This is a genomic window from Salegentibacter flavus (genome assembly GCF_900115145.1).
Classification (GTDB): domain Bacteria; phylum Bacteroidota; class Bacteroidia; order Flavobacteriales; family Flavobacteriaceae; genus Salegentibacter; species Salegentibacter flavus.
Map to the genome: position 1 here is coordinate 98,415 of NZ_FOVL01000002.1, position 24,402 is coordinate 122,816.

The following is a 24,402-nucleotide window of genomic DNA, read 5'->3' on the forward strand; positions in this document are numbered from 1 at the left end:
ATGCTCTCCATATTTGCACCTCATTTCTTTAACTGGACTGAACAGTTAAAGGATTCTGGGCATGAGGTTTATTGGCTGGATATCTTCGATTCCAACACTAAAGTTGAGCAAATCGATTTTGCCAAACAGATTATAGGTTGGCGTTATAGATGGGATCATCCCGGGAGATATTTTCTTAAAAAAAAAGCTTCAGGAATAACCCGCCTGATCAATAATTTCAACGAAAGAAAATTTCAGCAACAACTGGAAAAGCAAATAAAGAGAATAGAGCCGGATGTAGTGCATAGTTTTGTGATGTATCTTGGTGGAGTTCCTGCCTTACCGGTAATGGAAAAGTTTCCCGGCATAAAATGGGCCTATACCGCCTGGGGCAGCGATATGTATTATTACCGCAAGCAACCTGAACATCTTGAAGGCATGAAAAGAACATTACCTCATATGGATTATATGTTTGCCGATTGCCAAAGAGATCACAACATAGCTAAAGAACATGGTTTTAAAGGCAGGTTTCTGGGAGTTTATCCCGGGGGAGGTGGTTTTGATTTTGAAAGTCTTGATCCTTTTATGAGGGACCAGGAAAACAGAAATATTATATTAGTTAAGGGGTACCAGGGACTTCATGGGAAGTGTATTTCGGTTCTAAAGGCAATTCTGGAGTTAGGGGTGGAATTAAATTCTTACAGAATTGTAGTATTTGGAGCGGCCCCGGAGGTATTTAAGTTCGTAGAAACTTCTGCTTTAAAAGAATTTAAAAACCTGGAAGTTTATGGAAAACTGACGTACCAAAACCTGATGGAAATGATGGGGCAATCCTGTATCTATATTGGAAATAGTAGTTCGGATGGAATGCCTAATACCTTACTTGAGGCCATAATTATGGAGGTCTTTCCCATTCAATCCAATCCCGGTGGAGCAACGGCTGAAATAATAGAACATAAGAAGAACGGACTATTGATTGTAGATCCTGAAAATTCAAGGGCTATTGCAGAACTTCTGAAAGAGGCTATAGATAATCCTGAATCGAGAAAAAATGCGATTAATTGGAATTCAGAAAGAATAAAACCAAACCTTGAAAGGAAACGAGTCAGGAAGAGAGTATTGGAAGCTTATCAAAAAATTGAAGAAGATCTTTGATGAATATGCAATCTATAATTTACGCCCATAGAAACCGGGATATTGAAAGAATTAAAATTTCTTTTGAATCCCTTAGAAAACAAAAGCTTCAGAATTTCGAAGTGATATTTGTAGATTATGGAAGTGAGGATAGCCTTGTAAAAGAACTGGAAAACATTACGAAGGAATTTCCTTTTGTTCGCTTCTATCATCTCCCTGTTCCCCAGGTCTTATGGAATAAAAGCAAAGCCCTTAATTACGGGATAACCAAAGCGAGCGGGGATTATGTTTTCATCGCGGATATTGACCTTATTTTTCATCCTGAAACTTCTATGCTCTGGGAGAACCTTCAAAACCCTGATAAATTTAATTTATTCAAACTCGGTTATTTAGATAAGGAGGAATCACAGCAGCTTTCTAAGAATTATGAATTCGATAAATTAAAACCCCAACGATTTGGGGATGTAAACGGAATGATCTTTACTTCAAGGGAAGGCCTACTCCGGGTAAATGGCCTGGATGAATTTTTCCATTTCTATGGAGCCGAAGATGAAGATCTATTTGCCAGACTCGAAAATGCGGGATATAAGAGAGAACATAGAGAAGAGAAATACTTTTATCACCAATGGCATCAAAGCTTTTCAGGCTCAGAAGATAAATTGCTCACCGGAAATCCCCGGGTAAAAAATATCATGCGAATCAATCAACGGCATTTTGAGCGGAACCGGGAACGAGGAATTATTAAACCTTTAAGACAACAGGGGGTGGGAAGTTTTATTAGTTCGGAAAGAGCAAAGGTTTTAAAAAACCCGAACATAAAACTTAAAATTCCCAATATTTTGGCCCGGGTGGAGCATTTTTTAAGGGAGGAATTGCCTTCACGGAAAGGAGAGGTGGTTCAGGTTAAATTTTTTGAAGATGAGTATTATGCTTCCTGGAAATACAGACTGAAAAAAAGTCTGGGAAAACAAACTCAGCCCTATATTTCTATGAAGGAGGTAAATGATATGATTTTAAAAGAGATCCTTTATAATTACAGAGATCATAATTATTCCTTCAGGCTGGGAAACGATTTGAAAAGCATTGTATTTTGTGTTGAAGTATGAGCAGAGAGCAATTAGTTTTAGATGCCTATAAAAATTTCTGTACTGCAGAAGGCAATCAGCATATCGCCAGTGAATATGCGATTCTGAAGCTACAGGAAATAATAGATAGTTTCAATATTGAAAATGTCCTGGAAGTAGGCTTGGGTATCGGAGCTATTGCAGGAAGTTTACTCTCAGCTAATGCACAGCTGGAATATGCAGGGACAGAGCATAATGAATTTTGTCTAAATGCTTTAGAGTCGAATCTTGAGGAAAAATATGAAAAATTAAAGGTGCATTCTAAACTATCTGAAGTGCCTCCTAGAAAATTTGACCTGATTATAATCGACGGAAAAGATCCCGACCTCGCAAAAATTCAACAACTGGTGAACAGGCATGGGATTATTGCCATAGAGGGCGACAGGATACCACAGCAGGAATTGCTAAGAAAGTATTTTCCCGGTCATAAATATGTGCATTCCATCAGTAACAAAAAAAATGCGGCTTATAGTCCATTTCCACAGGGGCACTGGCAGGGAGGCCTGAAGATTATTTTCGTGAATCCCAATCTACACCAGAGCATTTGGTGGTTGAGGGAAAAGATATTTACAAAATTAAAATACCTTTATAGGAATAAAAATTAATCCCCCCAGCCCCCGAAGGGGGAGCTAAAGGAAAGTGTTTTAAAAAATAAATCTATGTTCATAATAGCGGAAATAGGGCAGGCCCACGAAGGAAGTTTAGGTATTGCATTGTCTTATATCGATGCCCTGGCCGAAACCGGAGTAGATGTCGTGAAATTCCAGGTACATATAGCAGAGGCGGAAAGCAGCGAAAATGAAGCTTTCCGGGTGAAGTTTAGTGAGCAGGATAAAACCCGTTTCGATTACTGGAAGCGGATGGAATTCAGTCTGGAACAATGGAAGCTGTTAAAGCAAAGATGCGATGAAAAAGGGGTGGACTTTCTGGCTTCTCCTTTTAGCAACGCTGCCGTTGACCTGCTGGAGGAAGTGGGAGTGAAGCGTTATAAAGTAGGTTCCGGAGAGGTGAATAACTTCCTCCTGCTGGAAAAGATCGCCCAAACCGGCAAGCCGGTGATCATTTCTTCCGGGATGAGTTCCTTTGAGGAGCTGGATAGCATGGTAAAATTTCTGAAAGAGCGAAAAGTGGAATTTTCTATTCTCCAATGTACCACCGCCTATCCCACAAAGCCGGAAGACGCTGGATTAAATGTGATTACGCAACTTAAAGATCGCTACAAGGTGCCGGTTGGCTATTCCGATCATTCGGCCCGTCTGGAAACCTGCATCGCCGCCACCGCCCTGGGCGCTGAGATCCTGGAATTTCACGCGGTCTTCGACCGCCGCAGCTTCGGCCCGGATGCCACCTCCTCCCTGGAGATCGATGAGATAAAAGATCTGGTGCAAGCGGTAAGAAACATTCATACCTCCCTGCAGCACCCCCTTGATAAAGCTGATAATTCTCGTTTTAGTGATCTAAAAAATATCTTTGAAAAATCCCTGGCAATAAATAAAGACCTCCCCGCCGGCCATAAACTGACTTTCGAAGACCTGGAAGCAAAGAAACCCAAGGGCTATGGGGTAGATGCTTCCCACTTCGAAAAGTTGATTGGCAGGGAGCTTAAGAGGGATTTTAAGCGGTGGGAGTTTTTGAATGACGAAGATCTGATTTGATTTTAGAACGCCCAAGACTTCTCGATACAATCCCGACTCACGTCGGGACCACTCGAAGTCAACGCAGGTGCTACTATTTTATATTGCCTGCTCGTTAAGTCTAGGCCGTTGGGTTCGATTTCTATGACAAAACCAAGCTGTTTGAATTTGTATCGAGAACAGGTGAGTAGCACAAAAGTTTCAATCACTTTAGAACTTTTAATAAGGGGAGAACTAGTTGATAGTTCCAAACTACGATGTTAGAATTATTAATAAAGGGAGAACTAAAAAAGCTTCTCGATACGATTGCGTTTTCACTCCCGTTCTTACGCAATCACTCGAAGTCAACGCAGGTACTATTTTATATTGCCTGCTCGTTAAGTCAACGTTAGTGCTTGCACTTGCCCATTATCGAGAGCCCGGAGGGCTATTACGGACAAAACTAAAGACTAGCGTCTAAAAACTACCAACTAAATTATTTACATTTGTTCAAACCCGAAAACCATCTATGCTCCTCCTTATCCATCAACATGCTGAAAAGCTTGTCCGCGTCCGCTATAAAGGGGATGAGCTGGAGGTGGAGGAAACCGATCTATGCAGTGTTTTCTGGAAACTTGCTGAGGAATATCCTGAGGAAATTATTACCTGGTGTGAAGAAGAATTTGAAGCTGATCTGAACACAGATGCCTGGTCGGAGATCTTCCATCAGGATCTCATTATGGCCTCTTATGGAATTAAAACTGATTTATTCTCTGAAAAAATAGGCTATATCGATCAGTTGCCCTTTGTTAATGTGAACAGGAAGGTACACTACGCTACCTGGAGAATGAGCACAGATGTAGGTGGTATAAACGCAAAGGTCTTACTTCAGTTTAGGGAAATGTTCGGGCAGATAAAGGATTTTGGGTTTCTGCTCAATTCCATTGCGAAATTGGGGCAGCAGAACGGGCTGTTTTGTTATTCGGCGCCTGGACTTGTAAAGGAGGCTGGACTTCGACTGTCGCCCGTTGGGCTGGCTCAGCCTGATATTCTTTGGCATTCGCTCTCAGGGCAAGCTACTCAGCCTGACAATGGGGAAGGATTAAAAAGCACAGCTTCAAAAGAGGAATTATTTTCTTTTGTTCAGGCGCATTATAAAAGCGTCCGCCTCTGGCTGCTCTTCTGGTGTTTTGTGAGATACGAAAAGTCATTTCCTTTAGCAGCCCTGATTACGGCCCTTTTTCAGAAGAAATTTTTTAAGAAGAATATAGATTTGTCCGGAATAGAATTACAATCAAATAGAACCGGGAACCCGGGGACTTCTATAGATGTGATCATTCCTACCCTGGGGCGAAAGCAGTATCTGCTGCAGGTACTGGAAGATCTGAAAGTCCAGAGCCTGCTGCCAAAGAAAGTGATACTAGTGGAACAGGATCCTGATCCCGACTCTCAAAGTGATTTGCCTGAGCTAAAAACCCGAACCTGGCCTTTTGAAATAGTGCATCATTTTACCCATAAAACCGGAGCCTGTCAGGCCCGGAACCTGGCTTTGGAAAAGGTGGATGCCGAATGGGTATTCTTTGCCGATGATGATATAAGATTTGAAGCAGATCTGCTGCAAAAAAGCCTGGACGAATTGAAAAGACTGGGCGCCGATTGCCTCAATATTAATTGTAAACAGGAAGGAGAAAAAACTCTTTTTCATAAAATAAAACAATGGGGAAGCTTTGGCTCTGGAACCAGTATAGTACATGCTAGATACTGTAAAGATCTACGCTTCGATGAAGTCTTTGAATATGGCTTTGGAGAGGACCAGGATTACGGAATGCAGCTACGCAATGCCGGCTGTGATATTATCTACCATCCTGATATTGAGATTCTGCATCTGAAGGCTCCCCGGGGTGGGTTCAGGGAATTAGATTTACCTCCCTGGGTGAAGGATAAACCTAAACCTTCCCCCACCTTAATGATCTATGCAAAGAAATATTACACCGAGGAACAATTGAAAGGATTTAAAACCGAGATGTTCCTAAGGTATTACTCTAAACAGGAAATAAAGAATCCTCTTAAATATCTAAAACGGATGAAAAAAGACTGGAGGAAAAGTAAAGATTGGGCTGAAAAATTACAGAAAGAAAGATCTGAAAATGATCTGATAACTTCCGTTTGAATGATGAAATTTCTAATTACAAATAGGCAGGATCTAAACAGCCTGGATTTACCCCGGGGTCTTTGCCTTTATCAATTAGGGAAGCTATCGCTTATTTCGGAAAAAGAAATTGCTCCGGAAAAAATTGATCAGAAATATCTTCTCAATGATGGTTATTTAAGAAATTTAGATAAGGATGCCTCAGATTTGGCCTCTCAGAAAAAAAGCCTAATTGAGGCGATCTCCGGAGGATGGCCCCTGCCCGAAAATATTACGGGGTCTTTTTCAGCAATAATGATTGCAGAACAGGAAGAAACAATAAACCTCTGCACAGATCTCGTTGGACTTTATCCGCTTTATTATCTCACAGGAAATAATGATTTTTATTTTTCAAATTCTATCATTTTAACCGGAATGATCTCCGATGCTGAGATTGATCCTACGGGAGTTTTGCAGCGCAGTTTGGGACCCGATTTCTCCAATCAGGGCTCCCGAACTATCTTAAAGAATTGTAAACGATTGTTACCAGGAGAATGTCGAAGATATAATTTTCGGGGGAGTTTGATCTCCGTTGAATTTGATAACCGGTTGTACGAGAGCTTAAGCAAACCCGATCAGGATCATGATCTTACAGAGGAGTACTGGAAGGCCTATAAAAAGGAAGTTCGTTACTGTTTGAATGATTCTGAAAAGGTTAATATAGCCCTTAGCGGCGGAATAGATAGTCGGTTTGCTCTCGGCGCTATTCCGGAAGGGAAAGATATTACCTGTTATACCTTTGGTAGCAGTGAGAATTATGAATCAAAGATTGCGGCACGACTGGCCAAATTAAAGCCGGCAAAATTTAAGGCCTGCTATCAACCGGAACTGTATTTTCCAACTTCAAAACAACTCAAGGAATATACCTGGCACTCTGAAGGACTTGAACTCTGCTCCTGGCTGGAAATAACTGAGAATGCAGATAACCGGAAAAGAGAACCTTTGTTATTGGGAGAGCTCTGTGAAGCCCTGCCCGCAAGAAAGATCGCTAAATTTGCTTCAAGAGAATTCCGCCAAAATAATTTTATAAAGTACTATCTTAAGAATGAGGATTATACTTTTGAGGCTTCCTCTCCTTTAAAGTTTGAAAAATGGAAGCAGAAAAAACTCAAAGCTTATCTGATTTTTTTTCACGAGAAAAATCTGGCCAGGTTTGACCTGGATTTCGATTATGATACTGTAAGGAAAGAGCTTATCGCTGATCTCGAAGAGATCTTTGGAAGGATTGAAGCGCATGATTTAGCCTATACAGAATTATATGATGAGCTTTTCTCCTGGTACACCTATACCCGAATGCGGCTCTCAAAACAACTCCTGCTAGCCAATACTAAGTTTGATGCGTATTCTCCTGCAATGTCTCTGCAAATGTTGAGAAGGACAAGTAGCTTGCATCCCAATATTCGTTTAAACTATCGCTTTGTAAAAAAGCTTTTTTCTGTAAATAAGGAATTGAGAAGATTTTACAGAGTTCCCACTAATCAGGCTCCACTAATACCCCAGAATGCTCCGGATCTGTTTAAATTTGCCAGTTGGGGCCTGCGTTCTAAGATCGATCAATATCTTATAAAACGCCTCATGAAAGCAGGTAATCCTGATAAACGCTACCGCCTGTTTAAATCGATTAACTGGGTAAAAGTCTATCAAAACCCTGATTTGGAGAAGAATCTGGATGAGTATTTTGAAAATGATCATTTAGGAAAGGCCTATATTGAAAGCATAAAAACTCAGGCTAAAAACCGAAGGGATCTGAAACAATGGCCTTTTGCCAATATGAACATCATTAATGCCGTGGCTTTAAATGCAGAACTGGATTTGATAGCCTCTTTTAGAAAACGAGATGAAGTTTAACCTGATCATTTGTACCTTTAAAAGAAGCGAGGCTCTCGGCAGACTATTGGATTCGGTGGCTGTGCAAAGTCGTCTTCCCGATGAGATCCTGGTGATAGATGCCTCCCCGGATGATAAGACCCGGGATCTACTTGAAAACATTAAATTATCCGGTTTAAAATATTTTAAGGTAGGTGAAACGGACAGCGGACTTACCCGGCAACGGAATTATGGGATCAGGGAGACCGGCAAAGAGATAGAGATCATTAGTTTTCTGGATGATGATATCATCCTGGAGCCTGATTATTTTGAAAAACTAATCAATACCTATAAGGCTTATCCTAATGCGATAGGGGTGGGGGGATATATCAGCAATGAAGTCAGCTGGAAAAAAAGCGATGCTGTTCCGGACTTCGATGAATTTAAAATGGACGGCTATATCAGAAAGCTGGGTAGCCGGAATCACCTGCGGAAAAAACTTGGCCTCTTAAGCGACCGCCCTCCGGGAGTAATGCCGGAATTCTCCAATGGTTTGTCTATAGGATTTTTGCCCCCTTCCGGAAAAACCTACCCGGTAGAATTTTTTATGGGTGGGGTGGCATCCTACCGCAAGGAGATCTTTGAAAAGCTTGCCTTTTCAGAATATTTTCAGGGCTACGGACTTTATGAAGATATGGATTTTTGTTTAAGAGCATCCCGCCTTGGGCAGTTATACGTGAATACCGCTGCCCGGGTGGAGCATCATCACGAACAATCGGGAAGACCTGATAAATTCAAATACGGCAAAATGGTGATAAGGAACGGCTGGTATGTCTGGCGGGTTAAATACCCTGATCCCGATTTGAAGGCGAGATTCAAATGGCATGCCACGGCATTTTTATTAACTTTAGTGCGGCTGGGGAATGTGATCACTACTTCAGAACGAAGAGAGGCCCTCAGCGAGAGCCTGGGCAGGATAACCGGATGGTGGAGCCTGCTGCTAAACAAGCCCAAGGATGAAGTCTGAAGAACGTAACCTGGTCAACTCCAAACAAAAGGAGTTCTACGACACCAAGCAGAAGAACGCTGCTACCCGGCTGTGGTCTTATTTCAGGAACGGGGCCTTGAACAGGATCAAAAAGCAACTCGGGGTAGAGCGGGATATTTATGAACTGCATAAAAGCTGGTTCGGAGACCTCTCCCAAAAGAAGGTGCTCGATCTGGGCTGCTATGCCGGTAACTCCCTTAGTTTTTACCTGGCCCAAAATTCTAAAGAATACCTGGGAATAGACTTAAGCCCGAAAGGTATTAATAACCTGAGCCGGAGATTAGAGAAGATCCCCGGGGCCCGGGCTGAGGTTATGGACTTTCTCTCAGAAGATTTCAAAGAAAAAGATTTTGACCTTATCTATGCCTACGGGGTCCTTCATCATTTTAAGGATGTGGATGAGCTTATAGTCAGGCTTCGGGAAAAATTAAAACCGGGTGGAGAGATCGTTAGTCATGATCCCTTGCAAACCAGTCTTCCCATCAAATTCATCAGAAGCATCTACCGACCTTTTCAAAGCGACAAAGCCTGGGAATGGCCTTTTTCCAAAAATACTTATTATAAATTTGAAAAAGCCTTTGAAATAAAGGAGCGCAGGGCAGTGCTGGGAAAGGCCAAATGGAGCGCATTTATCAGTTTCCTGCCTATTTCAGAAGAAAAGAGAATACAAAAGGCGAAAGCCTGGCATAGTGAGGATTGGGAAACTTCCCTGGATTCCGATGAAGCTATGTTTAAATGCATGCATCTGAGTCTGCGAATGAAAAAAAGACAAACTTGATGCGCTTCGCTGTCTTTACTCACGTGATCCACCGGGAACAGGAAGACGGGTATTATGCCTATAGTCCCTATGTGCGGGAAATGAATTTGTGGTTTAAGTATGTGGAGGAGGCTGAAATAGTAGGAACTATACAAGAGAAAACGAGGAATACGGAGCAGGGGACGAGGGGAAATGGAGAAAAGGAGATAAGAGGAAATGGAGAAAAGGAGACCGGGGGACGAGGGGAACCTTATAAGCATTCCCGTATTAATTTCACTAAAATTCCGTCTTTTCATTTGCTGAATTTTCCTGCGGTTTTAGATTCTTTTATAAAGATTCCAATCATCTTCTTTAAGATTTTGGATGTGATGCGCCGGGCAGATCATTTGCATTTGAGGTGTCCGGGGAATATTGGATTGCTTGCTGCAATCGCACAGGTATTTTTTCCGAAGAAACCCAAGACCGTGAAATACGCCGGGAACTGGGATCCCGAAGCAAAGCAGCCGTGGACTTATAGGTTGCAGAAATGGATCCTGAGCAATACTTTTTTGAGTCGGAATATCAAGGTGCTGGTGTATGGTGACTGGGCGGGACAGAGTAAAAATATAGTTCCCTTCTTTACGGCTAGTTTTTCCGAAAAGGATAGGGAAGTGGTTGAAAAGGATTTCATCCTACCTTACAAGTTTGTCTATACGGGAAACCTGGTGCAGGGTAAAGGAGTTTTTGAAGCGATCGAACTCATCGAAAGCCTTAGGACAAAAGGAGTGAAGTCAGAACTCGAAATCTATGGAGATGGAATTTTAAAAGATTCCCTCAGTGATTATATTCAAAGGCACGAGTTGCAGGATTTCGTTATACTAAAAGGCCGAAAAAGCCTGGAAGAATTGAAGAAGGCCTATAAAAAAGCTCATTTTGTAGTACTGCTCTCAAAAAGTGAAGGTTGGCCCAAAACAATAGCTGAAGGCATGTGGTATGGGTGTATTCCGGTGGCGACCCCCGTTTCTTGTGTGTCCTGGATGCTAGGGGAGGGGAGTCGGGGGATTCTTGTTGGTTCAGAGTTCAAGGTTCAGAGTTCAAGATTTAACGTTCAAGGTTCAAAGTTCAATGTTCAACGTTCAACGTTCAATGCCTGCCCGCCGGGGCGGGTTCAAGGTTCTGCGAATCCTGGTGAAGATGAAAGTTTAGATGATATTTTAAGGAAGGTGTGGGCTGTAATTGAAAATCCGGAGGAGATGACGAGGATGTCTTTGGCAGCGCAGGAGTGGAGTCAGCAGTATACTTTGGAGAGGTTTGATAGGGCGATTCGGGAAATGATTTAATGTTCAAGGTTCAATGTTTCCTGTTCAATGTTCAAAGTTCAAAGTTCAATGTTCAAAGTTCAATGTTCAAGGTTCGATGTTCAGGGTTCAACGTTTCCCGTTCAACGTGTAAAATGAATTAGCTACGTCCTAAGATATAAGGTGTGGTCTGATATAATTTTATAAATTCAGTGTAGAATTTGTAAATATGTAGATTATGGCTAAGGTTGAACATTTTGAGGACCTGGAGGTATGGCAGTTGGGAAGGGAGATTTGTAAGGATGTAGAGGAGCTTTTTATAAGTACATCTCTTGGGAAAAGATATAAATTAAGAGATCAAATGGATAGGTTGCCTGTTCTTTTTCCATTGATGAAAAAGAACCAAAAAATCTAGTCTTCATTTTCTTGTTCACCCGTTACGGTGAAAAAAGCTAAAAAAAATGAAAACAGCCCGGGATGTTATAGTTTTCTCGAGTTATTTCGATGATTCATGGAGGTCCGGATATTCTAGAAGGGCGTGCAGCATTTTTTTCTAACGCTTTTTCCACCTACGGGTCCCGAATTCGAAACTGAGGACCTTTTGAAACCAATTTAAAAATGGCTAAGCAATTTAAGCTTTGAATTTATATTAAAGGGATAAGGTTTATTTTAGATGGTCTTATTGAAATTGATCCAGACGTTGAACCTTAAACTTTAAACGGTTAACTAAAATATGAAATCCAGATGCTGCAGAATGTTCATTGATCAACATTCAAAGTTCAAAATTCAGTGTAATTATAAATATTTAGGTATGGCAAAGGTTGAGCATTTTGAGGATTTGGAGTTGTGGCAATTGGGCTTATATAATTATAATTTTCTTTAAATTTTCTATGAGGGAATATTCGGCTTTTCTGGAATTGCTTATCCTTTCATTTTTTGCTCGCCAAAAAAACGAAACAAAAAAGGGCGCCCTATGTAGAGGTGTTTTTTTGGCAACAGGGCCAAAAAATCGCCCATCAGCACCTAAATTTTTTCCAGGGTTTCAAAAATTTTTCACGGTGCCGATGGGCTACACTTACACACGGGATAAAGATTTCGCTTCGCTCGGTCCAGTCAAAATATCAAAGTATTCCAAAGTAAAAAAAACAGACCTCCCATCATTGGCAACTAATAATTCACAACTAAAAACCCCCAATCAACAACCCGCCTCCGCTAAGGCTTCGGCGGGCAGGCCCACAACAGACAACCCACAACCCATAACCCACAACCCACAACCGACAACTCACAACTCAGAACCGACAACAGACAACACCAAACACCAAACACCAAACTCCAAACATCTCCGAGTTCTTCAGATTGTCGATACTTTAAATCCGGGTGGATCGGAAAGAATGGCGGTGAACCTGGCGAATTCGCTGGTGGGAGAGGTGGAAGCTTCGTGTTTATGTTGTACGAGGGAGGAAGGTATGTTGAAAGAGGAATTGCATGAGGAAGTAGGATATCTATTTCTAAACAAAAAACACAGTCTCGACCTGCAGGCTTTTTGGAAGCTGAGGGCATTTGTAAAAAGAGAACAGATTGATCTGGTGCATGCGCATGGCACTTCCTGGTTCTGGGGGGTATTGCTGAAGATTTCGGGTTTGAAAATAAAGCTGGTTTGGCATGATCACTACGGGGAGTCGGAACAGCTGGACCGGCGGGACACAAAATTCCTAAAAGCTTTGTCCCGGTATTTTGATGGGATTATTTCCGTGAATAATGATCTGAAGTTCTGGGCGGAAAAGGAGCTGAAAGCCCGGATGGTAAAACAACTTAATAATTTTATTATTCCTTCAGAAAATAAGGGGTCCAAAATAAAATTAAAAGGAAAGTCCACCGATTTTAAGATAGTCTGTGTAGCTAACCTCCGTCCACAAAAGGATCATTTGAACCTGCTTGCTGCCTTTGAAAAACTGCAAGGGGAGGAGATCAGTCTGCATCTTATTGGAGCGAATCCGGGCACGACCTGGTCAAAGAAGATCCTGGGAAAAGTCGCTGATATGAAGAATGTCTTTTATTATGGAGGGCTTCCGGAGGTATCAGGCCTTCTACAACAGGCCGATTTGGGACTACTGAGTTCCCGCTCGGAGGGTCTGCCTCTGGTCCTGCTGGAATATGGCATGGCGGGCTTGCCTGTGGTAGCCACCGAGGTGGGGCAGTGCAGGGAGGTGACCGGGGATGCTGTACTGCTGGTGCCACCCGGGGATGCTCTGGCCCTGGCAGAGGCGATAAAGGGATATTATTATGATTCCGAAAAAAGAAATATGGATGCACTTGCCCTGCAAAAGAGGATTAAAAAAGCTTATTCCCGGGAAGCGGTCCTGCCCCTTTTCTTGAAATTTTATGCTAACTTGAAACGGAAATAATGGCCGGAACAAGTAGATATAAATTCAACTATATAGAACTGCTCCTCCTTCACCTGGGGATGGCATTCCTTATTTATATTTATGAGCCGATAGCTTCTCTATTACTTTTCGGAATTCTTGCCTATTTTCTTTTTCTTATAATTACAAAGGAGAATAGGAACAATGAAGCCCTGATGGCCGCGGCTTATATCGCAGGGGCGGAGGTCTTCTTTCGCCAAACCGGGGGAATGGTATTTTACGAGACCGGGAAATATATGGTGATCGTCTTTCTGGTGATAGGAATGTTCTTTAAAGGCACCTCTTCCCGTACTATACCCTATTGGACTTATCTACTTATTCTTATCCCCGGGATAGTTGTTGCTTCAATGACTATAAGTTATCAGGGGGAATTCCGTAAACTAATCGCCTTTAATCTCAGTGGTCCCGTTGCCCTGGGAGTAACAGCCCTTTATTGTTATTATAAAAAGATAAAACAGGAAGACTTTCAAAGAGTAATCTCAATGCTGCTATTGCCTATTATAGCACAGATGTTCTACCTTTATTTATATACTCCCAGTATGCAGGATGTTAGTATAAGCCTTTCCGGGAATTATGCTGCCACCGGGGGTTTTGGACCAAACCAGATATCTACTGTGTTCGGTTTTGGAGCTTTTTTGATCGCAACCCGGATCTTTACTATTAAGCATAAACTAATAAATATTATCGATCTGGTTCTCCTGGGAATGATGGGCTATCGGGCCCTGATCACCTTTTCCCGGGGTGGGGTCTTTACCGCTATCGTTTGTATTATCGCTTTTATCATCATCCTTTATTACAAGAAGGGTGCCCGGGAACAGAGTCGCCTGAATTTCAAGATCATTCTTTTGGGAGGGGCAACTTTATTGATCTGGTTATTCTCTATGGTTCAAACCGGAGGACTGTTAGGGAACCGTTATAGCAATAAAGATGCGGCCGGGCAGTTAAAGGATGATATCACTACCGGGAGGGTGGAATTGGTAACTACAGAATTACATGCCTTTGTGAATTATCCCATTACAGGAATTGGTGTAGGGAAAGGTCGGGAATACCGGGAAGAAAATTTGGGAATAGAGATTAATACCCATAATGAGATCAGCCGCATGTTATCGGAACATGGGCTTCTTGGAATGGTCGCATTATTCATACTTTTGCTAATGCCAATAATTTTCTGGACCAAGTTCAAGAACAATTATTATTTTTTGGCGTTCTTAGCCTTTTGGTTTCTCACCATAAACCACTCGGCTATGCGGATAGCCCTGCCGGCTTTTGTTTATGGCCTGGCTTTATTATATATAGTAGATGAAAAAAAGGATCCTGTACATAGGAAACGACTTACGCGTTAACAGCTTTACGGCAACTTATATCTCTTTCTTCAGCAAAGTGCTGCGAAGGGAGGGCTACAAGGTGAAAACTGCCTCTACCCGCAATAACAAGGCCTTTAGGCTGCTGGAGATGCTGGGGCTGATCATGCGCTATCATAAAAAAACCGATGTGGTTCTCATCGACACCTACGGGGCTATGAATTTCTATTACGCCTACCTGGTGGCCAAAACCTGCCAGTCCTATAAGCTGGATTATATCCCTATCCTCCACGGGGGAAACCTCCCGGAGCGTCTAATTGGCTCCCGGTCTTATAGCAAAAGTCTCTTCGGAAAGGCGAAGGTCAATATCGCGCCTTCCCGTTTTCTCTATGATATTTTTAAGGCGGAAGGCTTTGAAAATATAAAGCTCATCCCCAATGCTATCCAGCTGAAGAACTATCCCTTTAAAGAGCGCCGGAAATTCGGACCGAAATTGCTTTGGGTGCGCAGGTTTCAGAAACGCTATAACCCTTTGATGGCACTGCAGGTGCTGAAGCTGCTTCAGAAAAAACACCCTGATGCCGAAATGTGTATGGTAGGTCCCGATAAGGATGGCAGTATGAAACTATGTAAAAACTTCGCAAAAAAACATAATTTAAAAGTGAAATTTCCCGGCAAACTTCCAAAAAAGAAGTGGGCAAAACTCTCACAAGACTACGACTTCTTTATCAATACCACTACCATAGATAATACCCCGATCAGCGTGATCGAGGCGATGAGCCTGGGCCTTGGGGTCGTCTCCACCGATGTAGGCGGAATGCCCATTCTGGTGAAGGATGGAGAAGATGGAATCCTGGTTCCCGAAAATGATGCCCCGGCAATGGCGGGTGCCCTGGAGAATCTGATCGCAGATCAGGAGAAAACAGCAGCGATGTGCCAAAAGGCCCGGGAGAAAGTCGAAAACTTCGACTGGGAGAAGGTGAAAAGCGAATGGAACAGGGTACTTATTTAGTCTTTAGACGGTGGAAAGTGGAGAGTGGAAAAAAAGAAAAAGTAAAAACTATGTGCGGTCTTAGCGTGAAACCTAGATTTAAAATGTTTGTAATTTATTGTTGGGGCTTGTAGTTTTTAACCTTGAACCTTAATTCTGGAATCTTGAATCTTAAAAATGAAAAACCTGGTTTACATAGGCAATGAACTCAGAGCCCGGGGAGGGACGCCCACTTCCATCGATATCCTTGCACCGCTTTTGAGAGCCGAAGGTTTTACAGTTCATACCGCCTCTTCAAAGAAAAACCAGCTGCTCCGGCTAAGCGAGATGCTTACTACAATTATCCGGCACCACAAAAGCACCGATGCAGTGCTGATCGATACCTACAGCACCCGTAACTTTTGGTATGCGGTCCTTTGCGTCCAATTATGCAACATGCTTTCCCTGGATTATATCCTGTTGCTTCACGGGGGAGACCTGGATAAAAGGCTCAAAACCCATTCTGAAATTACCGGGAAACTCTTTAAAAATGCCCTGCTTAATATCTGTCCCTCTTCCTATATGCAGGAAATTCTGCAGCAGGCCGGAGTAAACAACACCCGATTTATCCCTAACCCGGTGCGGCTGGAGGATTATAAATTCAAGCTCCGTGAAAAGCATCGGCCACGTCTATTGTGGGTTCGCTCCTTCGCAGAGATTTACAATCCGCTTTTGGCCTTAAAAGTGCTGGAAGACTTGCTAAAAGATCATCCGGAAGTCAAACTTTGTATGGTAGGTCCGCAAAAGGATGAATCTTTTGAAGAATGTCAGGCCTATGCCCGGGAGAAAAACCTCCCCGTAGATTTCCCCGGACTGTTAACCAAAGAGGAATGGATAAAGCTTTCAAGCGACTACGATATATTCCTCAACACCACCGATATAGACAACACCCCTGTAAGCGTGATCGAAGCCATGGCCCTGGGACTTCCCGTTGTTTCCACTAACGTAGGAGGAATGCCTTTTCTCATAGACAATGGCAAAACAGGTCTGCTGGTTTCACCCCGGGATGTTAACGCCATGCTGAACCAGATTAACTTCCTGCTGGAAAAGCCTGAAGAGGCTCAAAGGATCAGCTTTGCCGCCCGGGAAAAGGTGGAGGCTTTTGACTGGGAAGTTGTGAAGAATGATTGGATTGAATTGTTGGAACTTCAGTTGTGAGTTCTCTGTTCTCGGTTCTGGGTGGATAGTCCTAGGTTTGAAAAGTTTATGGTTTATTGTTTGGGGTTTGGTGTCGGTTCTGGGTTCTCTGTTCTCAGTTTTAGTCTTTTTTTGAAAGGGGAGAACATAGTTGCTCACTCGGATGGGATTTCTCCCGTTGGTCGAAATGACAAGTGAAATGGGGCTTGTGTCATTCCGACGGAGCGAGGCAAGACTGTTTTCCGTTTCCCGTTCAATGTTCTCACCGTCATCCTGATAGGCTCTATTTTTCAAACTTTGCGTGAACCCTTTTTTTCCTAAAATACTACAGAAACCGAAAACAGAAAACCGAGAACTCACAACCGGGCCCAACTTCTAAGAATCAACAGCCACAGAACTCAAAAAAATTATATCTTAGCCTCATAACCAAGCTAGAATATGTCGGAACAACGTCCGCTATTTCATTTTGAAATTTCCGAGCGCAAGGTCCTGCTTCGGTTGTTCGACAACTTTTGTGTTTTGCTGAGCCTCAGCCTGGTAGGGATCATTTTTAATTTCGACTACTTCCGCGTCACCTCCGACACCTGGACCTGGACCCTGGTCTTTGTGCTTTATTTCAATATTTTCAATACGGTTTTTGAACTCTACGACCTCCGGAAAGCGAGTCAGTGGGATGCCAGTCTGCAGAATGTGTTGCTAAGTACAGCTTTAACGGTGCTGTTCTTTATGCTCACTCCCTATCTTACCCCAGTGCTTCCTGAAAACCGACTGCAGATTCTATTTTTCTTCCTGGCCATTGCCCTACCTATGCTTTTATGGCGTCTTCTATATATCAACCTGATCTCAACGCCCCGGTTTTACAAGCGGGTGCTGGTGGTGGGAGACTCCTTCGATATCCGACTTATCGCCGATTCCCTTCAGAAATCTGATCCCAATTATATGGTGGTGGGTTTCGTAAATACCGATCATAGGGGCAACCATGATCTTGACGAGAGTGGCTTGTTGAGGTTTGAGGTCGATAAACTTTCAGATACTATCAGGGCACATCATATCAATGAAATAGTAGTGGCCAGCGGATATCAAAAAGGGCTAATGCTCAGTCTGTATACTCAACTTAACGAACTCTTAAAAACCGGATTTCCTATCAGGGATTACATCCAGGTTTATGAGGAGGTGACCCGCCGAATTCCTGTGGAACACGTTGATAAGCACTTCTACCGGTATTTTCCTTTTAGCCGCAGCAATCAGAATAAATTTTATTTATTGGTTTTTCGTGTTTTAGATATGCTGATTTCTCTGCTCGGACTCATCTTCGGAACACTTATCCTTCCTTTTATTTTGATCGGGAATCTCCTGGCAAACCGAGGCTCCTTGTTTTACCGGCAGGAGCGGGTGGGGAAGAATGGGAAGGTGTTTAGCATCCTGAAATTACGCACGATGACCAGGGATGCCGAACCTAACGGTCCCAGGTATGCTGAAAAGAATGATTGCCGCGTAACCCGCTTTGGAAAATTTTTGCGCCGCTCCCGGATAGATGAAATCCCGCAGTTCTATAATGTGCTTAAAGGGGAGATGAGCCTCATTGGACCCAGGCCCGAAAGACCGGTCTTTGTCAGGGAGCTTTCCGATAGTATTCCCTTTTATGATACCCGCCACGTAATCAAACCCGGACTAACCGGCTGGGCACAAGTAATGGCCGACTATGGTACCTGTCATACCGATAGCTTGTTGAAACTTCAGTATGACCTTTACTATATCAAACACCGCGGAATCTTCCTGGATCTTAATATTTTGCTGAAAACCCTTAGTACGGTAATTTTCTACAGGGGACAGTGAATTAGTCTGTAGTCTATAGACGCTAGCTTCAACCGAAACTCTTAGCGCTTTAACTTTCTGGGATCGCAGAGTTCCTCTTCATCTGATTTTTGACAGTTGTATTCCTGATAATTAGAACTTTAAATTCTATTTTCAAATCATACTTTGTTTAATTTCAAAAGGATTAAGGACAACCCGGGTTAAATATTTATGCATTTCATCGAATATATTGGTATTTTGTCGTTTAATATAATGAATCTTATTAACTTTAATAAAGAATAAGTTGCCCCTATGATTTACGGCTATGAAAACAAACTACCTAAAAATACTAACTATTCTTATCCTCCTTTTGGCCGGGGGTGCCTGCTTTGCTCAAGCCTCAGCTACGGCTAATTTCAAGGCTTCAGTCACTATCATAGAACCCATAGGGATCACCACAACTTCTGATATGAACTTCGCTAATATCGATGCCCGCAACGGAGGTACGGTCATTTTAAAGCCCGATAATACCAGGGTTGCTACCGGCGGACTCGAACTTGAAGAGGCGGCAAATGTCTCAGCGGCTACTTTTATGGTAACAGGGCAACAGGGATATTCTTTTAATATCAGTCTGCCCCAGGGCAGCTATGAACTCCGCAACGGGGGAGAAGCCATGGCAATCCAGGATTTCACGGCCGAGCTTGATCAGAGTCTGCTTGGGGATGGCCCCGCCATGCTTAAGGTAGGTGCCAGTCTTTTTGTTAATCCCAACCAGGAACCCGGAGTATATAACTCGGTTGCCGACCTTCAGGTGACGGTAAATTATAATTAGTCTTTCCTTATTTCTATTAAAAATTCCTCAACAAATTCAGCTATAACGTTGTAGTTTTTAGAGATTTTTGGGTAAAAGTGCATTTCAACGAGTATTTATTTGTCTTATCGAATAAATTAGTTTCCGATAGGGGTTTTCCCCCATCTTTGCACCGTTAAATCATTTGAACCCAAATCAAATTAAAATATACAACATGAAAAAAATTACTTTTATCCTACTGGCTTTTATCATTTCTGGAAGTGCTTTTGCTCAGAATTCAGTGAAAGGAACAGCTGTTGTTAAAGCTGAAATTGTTCAACCTTTAACCATTTCTTCGGAAAGTGCTCTGGATTTTGGTACCATTGCAGCTCCGGTTGCAGTTACTGATGTAGAGCTTACTACTGGCAACGTTAGAAATATGCCTACAGGTATGGCTATTCCAGGTAACATAAATACTACAGTACCAACATTCACTGTTACAAAGGAAGCGGGGCTAACTTATAAAGTTGTAACCGGTTCTACAAATTTAACATTGACAGGTGAGCCTGACATGGTAATAAAAGATATAACAACCAATTTAACTGATTTAACTGGAGCAACTGCAGATTCGTTTAAAGTTGGTGCTACTATTACAGTTAATGAAAATCAAGGACCTGGTGCTTATGAAGGTCAGGTTTCTGTAACTGTTTCTTACGAATAAAATTGAAAGACATATATAAACGCCGCCCCCTGTGGCGGCGTTTTTTGCTTTAATTATTAACTAGTCAACCAAAAAAATAAAATTGAAAAGACTCTTTTTTCTTTTTATTACTCTTTCAGCCCATCAATTTTGCCTGGCCCAGACTTCGGCTTCCGCGACGGTGGAGAGCAGGGCTACGGTGATAGATCCTATTCAGATAGATAAAAGCGTAGACCTTGATTTCGGGAATGTAATCTCGGCTTATAATCCGGGTTCTGTGATCCTTTCGCCCGATGGTTCGAGAGTAGCTTACGGAGTAGAAATTTCTAGTTCAATCCCCGGGAACGTGGCCCCGGCTGAAGCGGTGGTGACCCACGGGAACAATAATTACGCTATCACCTTGCCAACCTCTTTTAGTCTTTATCACCAGGAAAATCCTAACCAGATCCTGGTGATCGATCAGTTTACAGTAGAAGCGCTCACTGGAGAAAATATCGATGTATTGAAGATTGGTGCCACCCTTAACCTGGAGGCCAATCAGCCTGCCGGGTATTATACCAATGATTCGGGCTTTAATGTGACGGTGTCCTATAACTAAAACATTAGGCTTTTATTAACATATTCGGCTTAAATTCAGTACCTTTGAAGCTTAAAGTGCAATATAAAATCCAGCCCCAGGGATATGATAAAAAAATTACTTAACCCCCTCTTCCTATTTTTCATCTTTATTTTTTCAGGACTCGCGACCTACGCACAGGGAGATCTTATGATCATGCCTAAACGCCTGGTTTTTGACGGGTCTCAACGCTCACAGGAAATCAACCTGGGCAATACGGGAAGCGATACAGCGGTATACGCAATTTCCTTTGTGAATTATAAAATGACTCAGGACGGGAATTTCGAGCAGGTGGAAGAACCTGAAGAAGGTCAGCGTTTCGCAACCGACTTCCTTAGGTATTTTCCGCGAAGGGTGAGTCTGGGACCTAATGAGGCGCAAACTATCAGGGTACAGCTAACCCGCACCGGAAATCTGGAACAGGGCGAATACCGCTCTCATGTTTATTTTAGGGCTGTGGAGGAGCAAACTGCTTTGGGTGAAGAAGTCGCTGAAGAAAGCGAAGGCATCTCCATCAATATTAAAACCGTATTCGGGATCAGTATTCCTGTGATCATCAGAAACGGAAAGAATACTACACAAATAAGTCTGGAGAACATCGAACTTGATACTGAGGCTGAACTACCAAAACTCAGCCTTCAAATAAAACGCTCCGGGAATATGTCGGTTTACGGCAATCTAACCGCTACCCATATCTCCCCCAATGGTATTGAAACCGAAGTCGGGCTGGTAAAAGGCATTTCGGTGTATACGCCTAACTCAGTTAGAGACTTTTCCTTTCAGCTAAGAAATGCTGAGACTGTAGATCTTGAAAGTGGAAAGCTTAAGATAAGCTATTCAGAAGAAAAAGGAAACGTTCTCGCTACTGCAGAAAAATCTTTAGAATAATTTATAATGAAAGTAAACTCCCTGCGGTTTTATAAGCTTTTGAAAATCACCTTGCTTGTGATGGGAGTTTCTTTTGCACAACTTTCTTTTTCACAGAACGATTGGAAATCAACGGGAACGGGAAACTGGAATAATGTATCATGGTCTCAAACCGGTTTACCTGATGAAACTAGCGATGTCACCCTGGAAAATGGCACCGTCACGATTCCCGAAGCTCAAACTGTTATAATTAATTCTTTAGTAATTGGAAAGAATTCTTACCTGGATGTACAGGGAACTCTGGTTGTGAAGGGGAATGTTACTATGGCCAATAATTCCCAGGGATTCAATATGGGGGATAACTCAGCCGTAATAATTTACGGAGATTTTGAGGTGAATAACCAGGTGAGCCTTTCCCTGGAAAGTTATTTAATTATTTATGGCCAGTTTATCGCCAAAGGGAGTTCTAACCACACTTTTTTGAATATCGATCAAGCCAATATCTATATTTTTGATGGTTTAGATGGGAATGGTTGGCCTGATAGCTTTAATTGTGACGGCGGGCAGGATTATACTGGAACACCAGATATAGGTATAGACTGTGACTTCGGCTCTACCGCTGATTATGAAGATAATCAAGAGAGTTTTCCCGATGATTTGGTTGACTTGATCAACTGCTTTGATCTAAGCGATATTTCCTCTCAGACCGTCTGCCAGGGAGAGACGGCTACCTTTAGTGTGGCTCCCATCACCGATTCATCTGTTAATTACCAATGGCAGGAAAAAATAGGGGAAGCCAATTGGACTAACATAGGAACAGACTCTCCTATCTATTCTTTGGAAAACACTTCAGTTACGGATAGCGGCAAACTTTACCGGCTTATCGTGAAACCAACCGATCCTGCTAATTCCAGCTGTAAAATATCTATTTCCCGAAATGTGAGTCTGGTAGTACAACAACCCGGAGTATGGACAGGAGAGGTTGATACTAACTGGAATAATGAAGAAAATTGGAGTTGTAAGCGTATACCCGATTTGCAAATCGATGTGATTATCCCCGCGGGCCTTCAAAATTATCCGGAAATTAAGGTAGGAGCCAATGCCTTATCTAATGATCTCACTATTGAAACCGGAGCTTCAGTAATCGTAACTGATAACTGGCTGCGAATTGCCGGTACTTTGACTAACGATAATAATTTAAATGCATCCGCAGGAAGCATCTCTTTTGAAGGAAGTTCAGTGCAAACAATTCCCGCCTCGGCTTTTGAAAATAATCGCGTTCAAAATTTAAGAATTAAGAATGTCTCTGGGGTAACTTCAGAAGCAAATATTGAAATAACAGGTATGCTTAAGGTAGAGGAAGGAAACCTGGAAACGGGGGGTCTACTGACACTTATCTCCAACGCTACCCAAACTGCCCTTATAGATGGATCAGGAACGGGACAGGTGCAGGGAAATGTCACTATGCAGCGCTACCTTGACAATTCCTTTGGTTATAAATATTTTGCTACTCCTTTTAGCGCTTCCAAAGTTGGCGATTTCATCGATATAGATTTGGCGGAGACTTTCCCTAATTTTTATCGTTACGATGAAAACCGAAAAATTAATATAAATGATACGCTTCGCGATGCAACCGGTTGGGAGGCATATACTACGGCTGAAGGCGCTCTAAACGTTATGGAAGGCTATGCGCTCAATTTTGGTGCTTCAACCAACCCGCTTACAGTTTCACTAACCGGAGAGGTTAATAACGGAGATTACAGCCAGGTTTTGGAAAATAATAACGGAGAGTACACCAAAGGATTTCATCTTGTTGGCAACCCCTATCCTTCGCCTATAGACTGGAATGCTTCCGGATGGACCAAGACAAATATCGATGATCAGATACATTTCTTCACCGCAGGCATTGATAACCGTTATACAGGGACTTACGAATCCTTCGTAAACGGAGTTGCCCAAAATGGAGGGAGTGCCACGAGCATCATCCCTTCTATGCAGGGCTTTTTTGTTAAAGTAAGCGATTCTGATACCGATACTTATCCCGTTACCGGTACCCTGGGGATCAATAATACAACCAGGGTAAATAATTTCACCCAAGAGTTTTACCGAAACCAAGAGCCTGCACCGAAATCTTTGATTCGACTCGATGCCTCCTTTAAAGGAGAAAGTGGTAAAGACGGAATGGTTATCTACTTTGAAAATCAGGCGAGCCAGGATTTTGAAAATCAGCTGGACGCCCATAAACTGATGAATACCGATGTGAATGTTCCCAATCTGTACAGTCTGAGTCCGGACAGGCAACAGCTTTCCATTAATGCGGTGGCCCGGCCGGAAGATAAGAAAGAGACTATACCTCTTGGAATAACTACAGAAAAGGGAGGGACTATGAGCATCAGCCTTAAAGATTTCGAAAACCTACCCTATGATTTTGCTGTCTTTCTGAAGGATAAGGAGAAAAATAAAACAGTTGATCTGAGAAAGCAAGCTTACAGTTTTGAAGTGAAAAAAGGTGAGAACAATTCCAGGTTTGAACTGCTTTTTAGCAATGAATCCATATTAACAAAAGAAGATTTAGACGATGAATTCTTTAGTGTCTTCAGCAGCGATGGAAAAATGCAGGTGGAACTTAATCTTGAGGAAGAAAAAGAAGGTGTGTTAAGATTGAGCACGGTAACCGGCCAATTGTTGGAAACCAAAGCAGGTAGAGGGAAAGAGCAGGTGAGTTTTGACGGGATAAGCAGCTCAGGGGTGTATTTTGTGATCCTGGAGAAAGACGGGAAGCGTTACACCAAGAAAGTATTAATCAGGAAATAAGGCT

At 42.5% G+C, this 24,402-nt stretch carries 20 protein-coding genes; all 20 read left to right on the forward strand.

Going from position 1 to position 24,402, the window contains the following annotated elements:
• The 20 genes from BM266_RS02670 to BM266_RS02765 all read left to right on the forward strand — a co-directional run bounded on the left by BM266_RS02670 (window position 1) and on the right by BM266_RS02765 (window position 24,398).
• A complete protein-coding gene (locus BM266_RS02670; RefSeq protein WP_093405912.1) occupies window positions 1–1,134 on the forward strand; it encodes a glycosyltransferase family 4 protein in 1,134 nt (377 codons plus the stop codon).
• Window positions 1,135–1,139: 5 nt separating this feature from the next.
• Window positions 1,140–2,219 carry a glycosyltransferase family 2 protein gene (locus BM266_RS02675; protein ID WP_093405914.1) on the forward strand — a complete coding sequence of 360 codons (1,080 nt, stop codon included), beginning with the start codon at window positions 1,140–1,142 and terminating at the stop codon, window positions 2,217–2,219.
• The gene (locus BM266_RS02680; RefSeq protein ID WP_093405542.1) at window positions 2,216–2,842 is read left to right on the forward strand and encodes a methyltransferase; all 627 of its coding nucleotides are present in this window, start codon (window positions 2,216–2,218) and stop codon (window positions 2,840–2,842) included. The genes BM266_RS02675 and BM266_RS02680 overlap by 4 nt, the downstream gene beginning before the upstream one ends.
• Window positions 2,843–2,896: 54 nt before the next feature.
• Entirely contained in the window at window positions 2,897–3,892 is a 996-nt protein-coding gene (locus BM266_RS02685) for an N-acetylneuraminate synthase family protein (RefSeq protein WP_093405545.1), read from the forward strand.
• Between the two features lie 487 nt (window positions 3,893–4,379).
• The gene (locus tag BM266_RS02690) at window positions 4,380–6,020 is read left to right on the forward strand and encodes a glycosyltransferase family 2 protein (RefSeq protein WP_093405549.1); all 1,641 of its coding nucleotides are present in this window, start codon (window positions 4,380–4,382) and stop codon (window positions 6,018–6,020) included.
• On the forward strand, window positions 6,021–7,886 hold the full coding sequence (locus BM266_RS02695; protein ID WP_093405552.1) for an asparagine synthetase B family protein: 1,866 nt from the start codon (window positions 6,021–6,023) through the stop codon (window positions 7,884–7,886).
• Window positions 7,876–8,871 (forward strand): glycosyltransferase family 2 protein, encoded by a 996-nt coding sequence (locus tag BM266_RS02700; protein WP_093405555.1) that lies wholly within the window; start codon window positions 7,876–7,878, stop codon window positions 8,869–8,871. The genes BM266_RS02695 and BM266_RS02700 overlap by 11 nt, the downstream gene beginning before the upstream one ends.
• Window positions 8,861–9,670, forward strand: coding sequence for a class I SAM-dependent methyltransferase (locus tag BM266_RS02705; protein ID WP_093405558.1), 810 nt, complete (start codon window positions 8,861–8,863; stop codon window positions 9,668–9,670). The genes BM266_RS02700 and BM266_RS02705 overlap by 11 nt, the downstream gene beginning before the upstream one ends.
• Entirely contained in the window at window positions 9,670–10,968 is a 1,299-nt protein-coding gene (locus BM266_RS02710; protein WP_093405560.1) for a glycosyltransferase family 4 protein, read from the forward strand. The genes BM266_RS02705 and BM266_RS02710 overlap by 1 nt, the downstream gene beginning before the upstream one ends.
• Before the next feature lie 196 nt (window positions 10,969–11,164).
• Window positions 11,165–11,341 carry a four helix bundle protein gene (locus tag BM266_RS02715; RefSeq protein ID WP_175494742.1) on the forward strand — a complete coding sequence of 59 codons (177 nt, stop codon included), beginning with the start codon at window positions 11,165–11,167 and terminating at the stop codon, window positions 11,339–11,341.
• Window positions 11,342–12,086: 745 nt separating this feature from the next.
• The gene (locus BM266_RS02720) at window positions 12,087–13,331 is read left to right on the forward strand and encodes a glycosyltransferase (RefSeq protein WP_175494743.1); all 1,245 of its coding nucleotides are present in this window, start codon (window positions 12,087–12,089) and stop codon (window positions 13,329–13,331) included.
• Window positions 13,331–14,692: an O-antigen ligase family protein gene (locus tag BM266_RS02725; RefSeq protein ID WP_093405565.1), complete on the forward strand. Its 1,362-nt coding sequence runs from the start codon at window positions 13,331–13,333 to the stop codon at window positions 14,690–14,692. The genes BM266_RS02720 and BM266_RS02725 overlap by 1 nt, the downstream gene beginning before the upstream one ends.
• Entirely contained in the window at window positions 14,649–15,662 is a 1,014-nt protein-coding gene (locus BM266_RS02730) for a glycosyltransferase family 4 protein (protein ID WP_093405568.1), read from the forward strand. Before BM266_RS02725 ends, BM266_RS02730 begins: the two co-directional genes overlap by 44 nt.
• A 156-nt stretch (window positions 15,663–15,818) precedes the next feature.
• On the forward strand, window positions 15,819–16,838 hold the full coding sequence (locus tag BM266_RS02735) for a glycosyltransferase family 4 protein (protein ID WP_093405569.1): 1,020 nt from the start codon (window positions 15,819–15,821) through the stop codon (window positions 16,836–16,838).
• Between the two features lie 417 nt (window positions 16,839–17,255).
• Window positions 17,256–18,653 carry a sugar transferase gene (locus tag BM266_RS02740; protein WP_093405572.1) on the forward strand — a complete coding sequence of 466 codons (1,398 nt, stop codon included), beginning with the start codon at window positions 17,256–17,258 and terminating at the stop codon, window positions 18,651–18,653.
• A gap of 283 nt (window positions 18,654–18,936) precedes the next feature.
• Window positions 18,937–19,443 carry a DUF4402 domain-containing protein gene (locus BM266_RS02745; RefSeq protein WP_093405574.1) on the forward strand — a complete coding sequence of 169 codons (507 nt, stop codon included), beginning with the start codon at window positions 18,937–18,939 and terminating at the stop codon, window positions 19,441–19,443.
• 193 nt (window positions 19,444–19,636) lie between these two features.
• Window positions 19,637–20,122 (forward strand): DUF4402 domain-containing protein, encoded by a 486-nt coding sequence (locus BM266_RS02750; protein WP_093405577.1) that lies wholly within the window; start codon window positions 19,637–19,639, stop codon window positions 20,120–20,122.
• Between the two features lie 82 nt (window positions 20,123–20,204).
• Complete coding sequence (locus BM266_RS02755) at window positions 20,205–20,699, forward strand: DUF4402 domain-containing protein (RefSeq protein ID WP_093405580.1); 495 nt, start codon at window positions 20,205–20,207, stop codon at window positions 20,697–20,699.
• Between the two features lie 84 nt (window positions 20,700–20,783).
• Window positions 20,784–21,605 (forward strand): fimbrial biogenesis chaperone, encoded by an 822-nt coding sequence (locus tag BM266_RS02760; RefSeq protein WP_093405582.1) that lies wholly within the window; start codon window positions 20,784–20,786, stop codon window positions 21,603–21,605.
• A gap of 6 nt (window positions 21,606–21,611) precedes the next feature.
• A complete protein-coding gene (locus tag BM266_RS02765) occupies window positions 21,612–24,398 on the forward strand; it encodes a T9SS type A sorting domain-containing protein (RefSeq protein ID WP_093405584.1) in 2,787 nt (928 codons plus the stop codon).
• Window positions 24,399–24,402 lie beyond the last annotated feature (4 nt).

What these genes read in the sequence shown, in the direction of transcription:
- BM266_RS02670 (WP_093405912.1), top strand. Translation starts at nt 1, where the DNA reads ATGCTCTCCATATTTGCACCTCATTTCTTTAACTGGACTGAACAGTTA.
- BM266_RS02675 (WP_093405914.1), top strand. Translation starts at nt 1,140, where the DNA reads ATGCAATCTATAATTTACGCCCATAGAAACCGGGATATTGAAAGAATT.
- BM266_RS02680 (WP_093405542.1), top strand. Translation starts at nt 2,216, where the DNA reads ATGAGCAGAGAGCAATTAGTTTTAGATGCCTATAAAAATTTCTGTACT.
- BM266_RS02685 (WP_093405545.1), top strand. Translation starts at nt 2,897, where the DNA reads ATGTTCATAATAGCGGAAATAGGGCAGGCCCACGAAGGAAGTTTAGGT.
- BM266_RS02690 (WP_093405549.1), top strand. Translation starts at nt 4,380, where the DNA reads ATGCTCCTCCTTATCCATCAACATGCTGAAAAGCTTGTCCGCGTCCGC.
- BM266_RS02695 (WP_093405552.1), top strand. Translation starts at nt 6,021, where the DNA reads ATGATGAAATTTCTAATTACAAATAGGCAGGATCTAAACAGCCTGGAT.
- BM266_RS02700 (WP_093405555.1), top strand. Translation starts at nt 7,876, where the DNA reads ATGAAGTTTAACCTGATCATTTGTACCTTTAAAAGAAGCGAGGCTCTC.
- BM266_RS02705 (WP_093405558.1), top strand. Translation starts at nt 8,861, where the DNA reads ATGAAGTCTGAAGAACGTAACCTGGTCAACTCCAAACAAAAGGAGTTC.
- BM266_RS02710 (WP_093405560.1), top strand. Translation starts at nt 9,670, where the DNA reads ATGCGCTTCGCTGTCTTTACTCACGTGATCCACCGGGAACAGGAAGAC.
- BM266_RS02715 (WP_175494742.1), top strand. Translation starts at nt 11,165, where the DNA reads ATGGCTAAGGTTGAACATTTTGAGGACCTGGAGGTATGGCAGTTGGGA.
- BM266_RS02725 (WP_093405565.1), top strand. Translation starts at nt 13,331, where the DNA reads ATGGCCGGAACAAGTAGATATAAATTCAACTATATAGAACTGCTCCTC.
- BM266_RS02730 (WP_093405568.1), top strand. Translation starts at nt 14,649, where the DNA reads ATGAAAAAAAGGATCCTGTACATAGGAAACGACTTACGCGTTAACAGC.
- BM266_RS02735 (WP_093405569.1), top strand. Translation starts at nt 15,819, where the DNA reads ATGAAAAACCTGGTTTACATAGGCAATGAACTCAGAGCCCGGGGAGGG.
- BM266_RS02740 (WP_093405572.1), top strand. Translation starts at nt 17,256, where the DNA reads ATGTCGGAACAACGTCCGCTATTTCATTTTGAAATTTCCGAGCGCAAG.
- BM266_RS02745 (WP_093405574.1), top strand. Translation starts at nt 18,937, where the DNA reads ATGAAAACAAACTACCTAAAAATACTAACTATTCTTATCCTCCTTTTG.
- BM266_RS02750 (WP_093405577.1), top strand. Translation starts at nt 19,637, where the DNA reads ATGAAAAAAATTACTTTTATCCTACTGGCTTTTATCATTTCTGGAAGT.
- BM266_RS02760 (WP_093405582.1), top strand. Translation starts at nt 20,784, where the DNA reads ATGATAAAAAAATTACTTAACCCCCTCTTCCTATTTTTCATCTTTATT.
- BM266_RS02765 (WP_093405584.1), top strand. Translation starts at nt 21,612, where the DNA reads ATGAAAGTAAACTCCCTGCGGTTTTATAAGCTTTTGAAAATCACCTTG.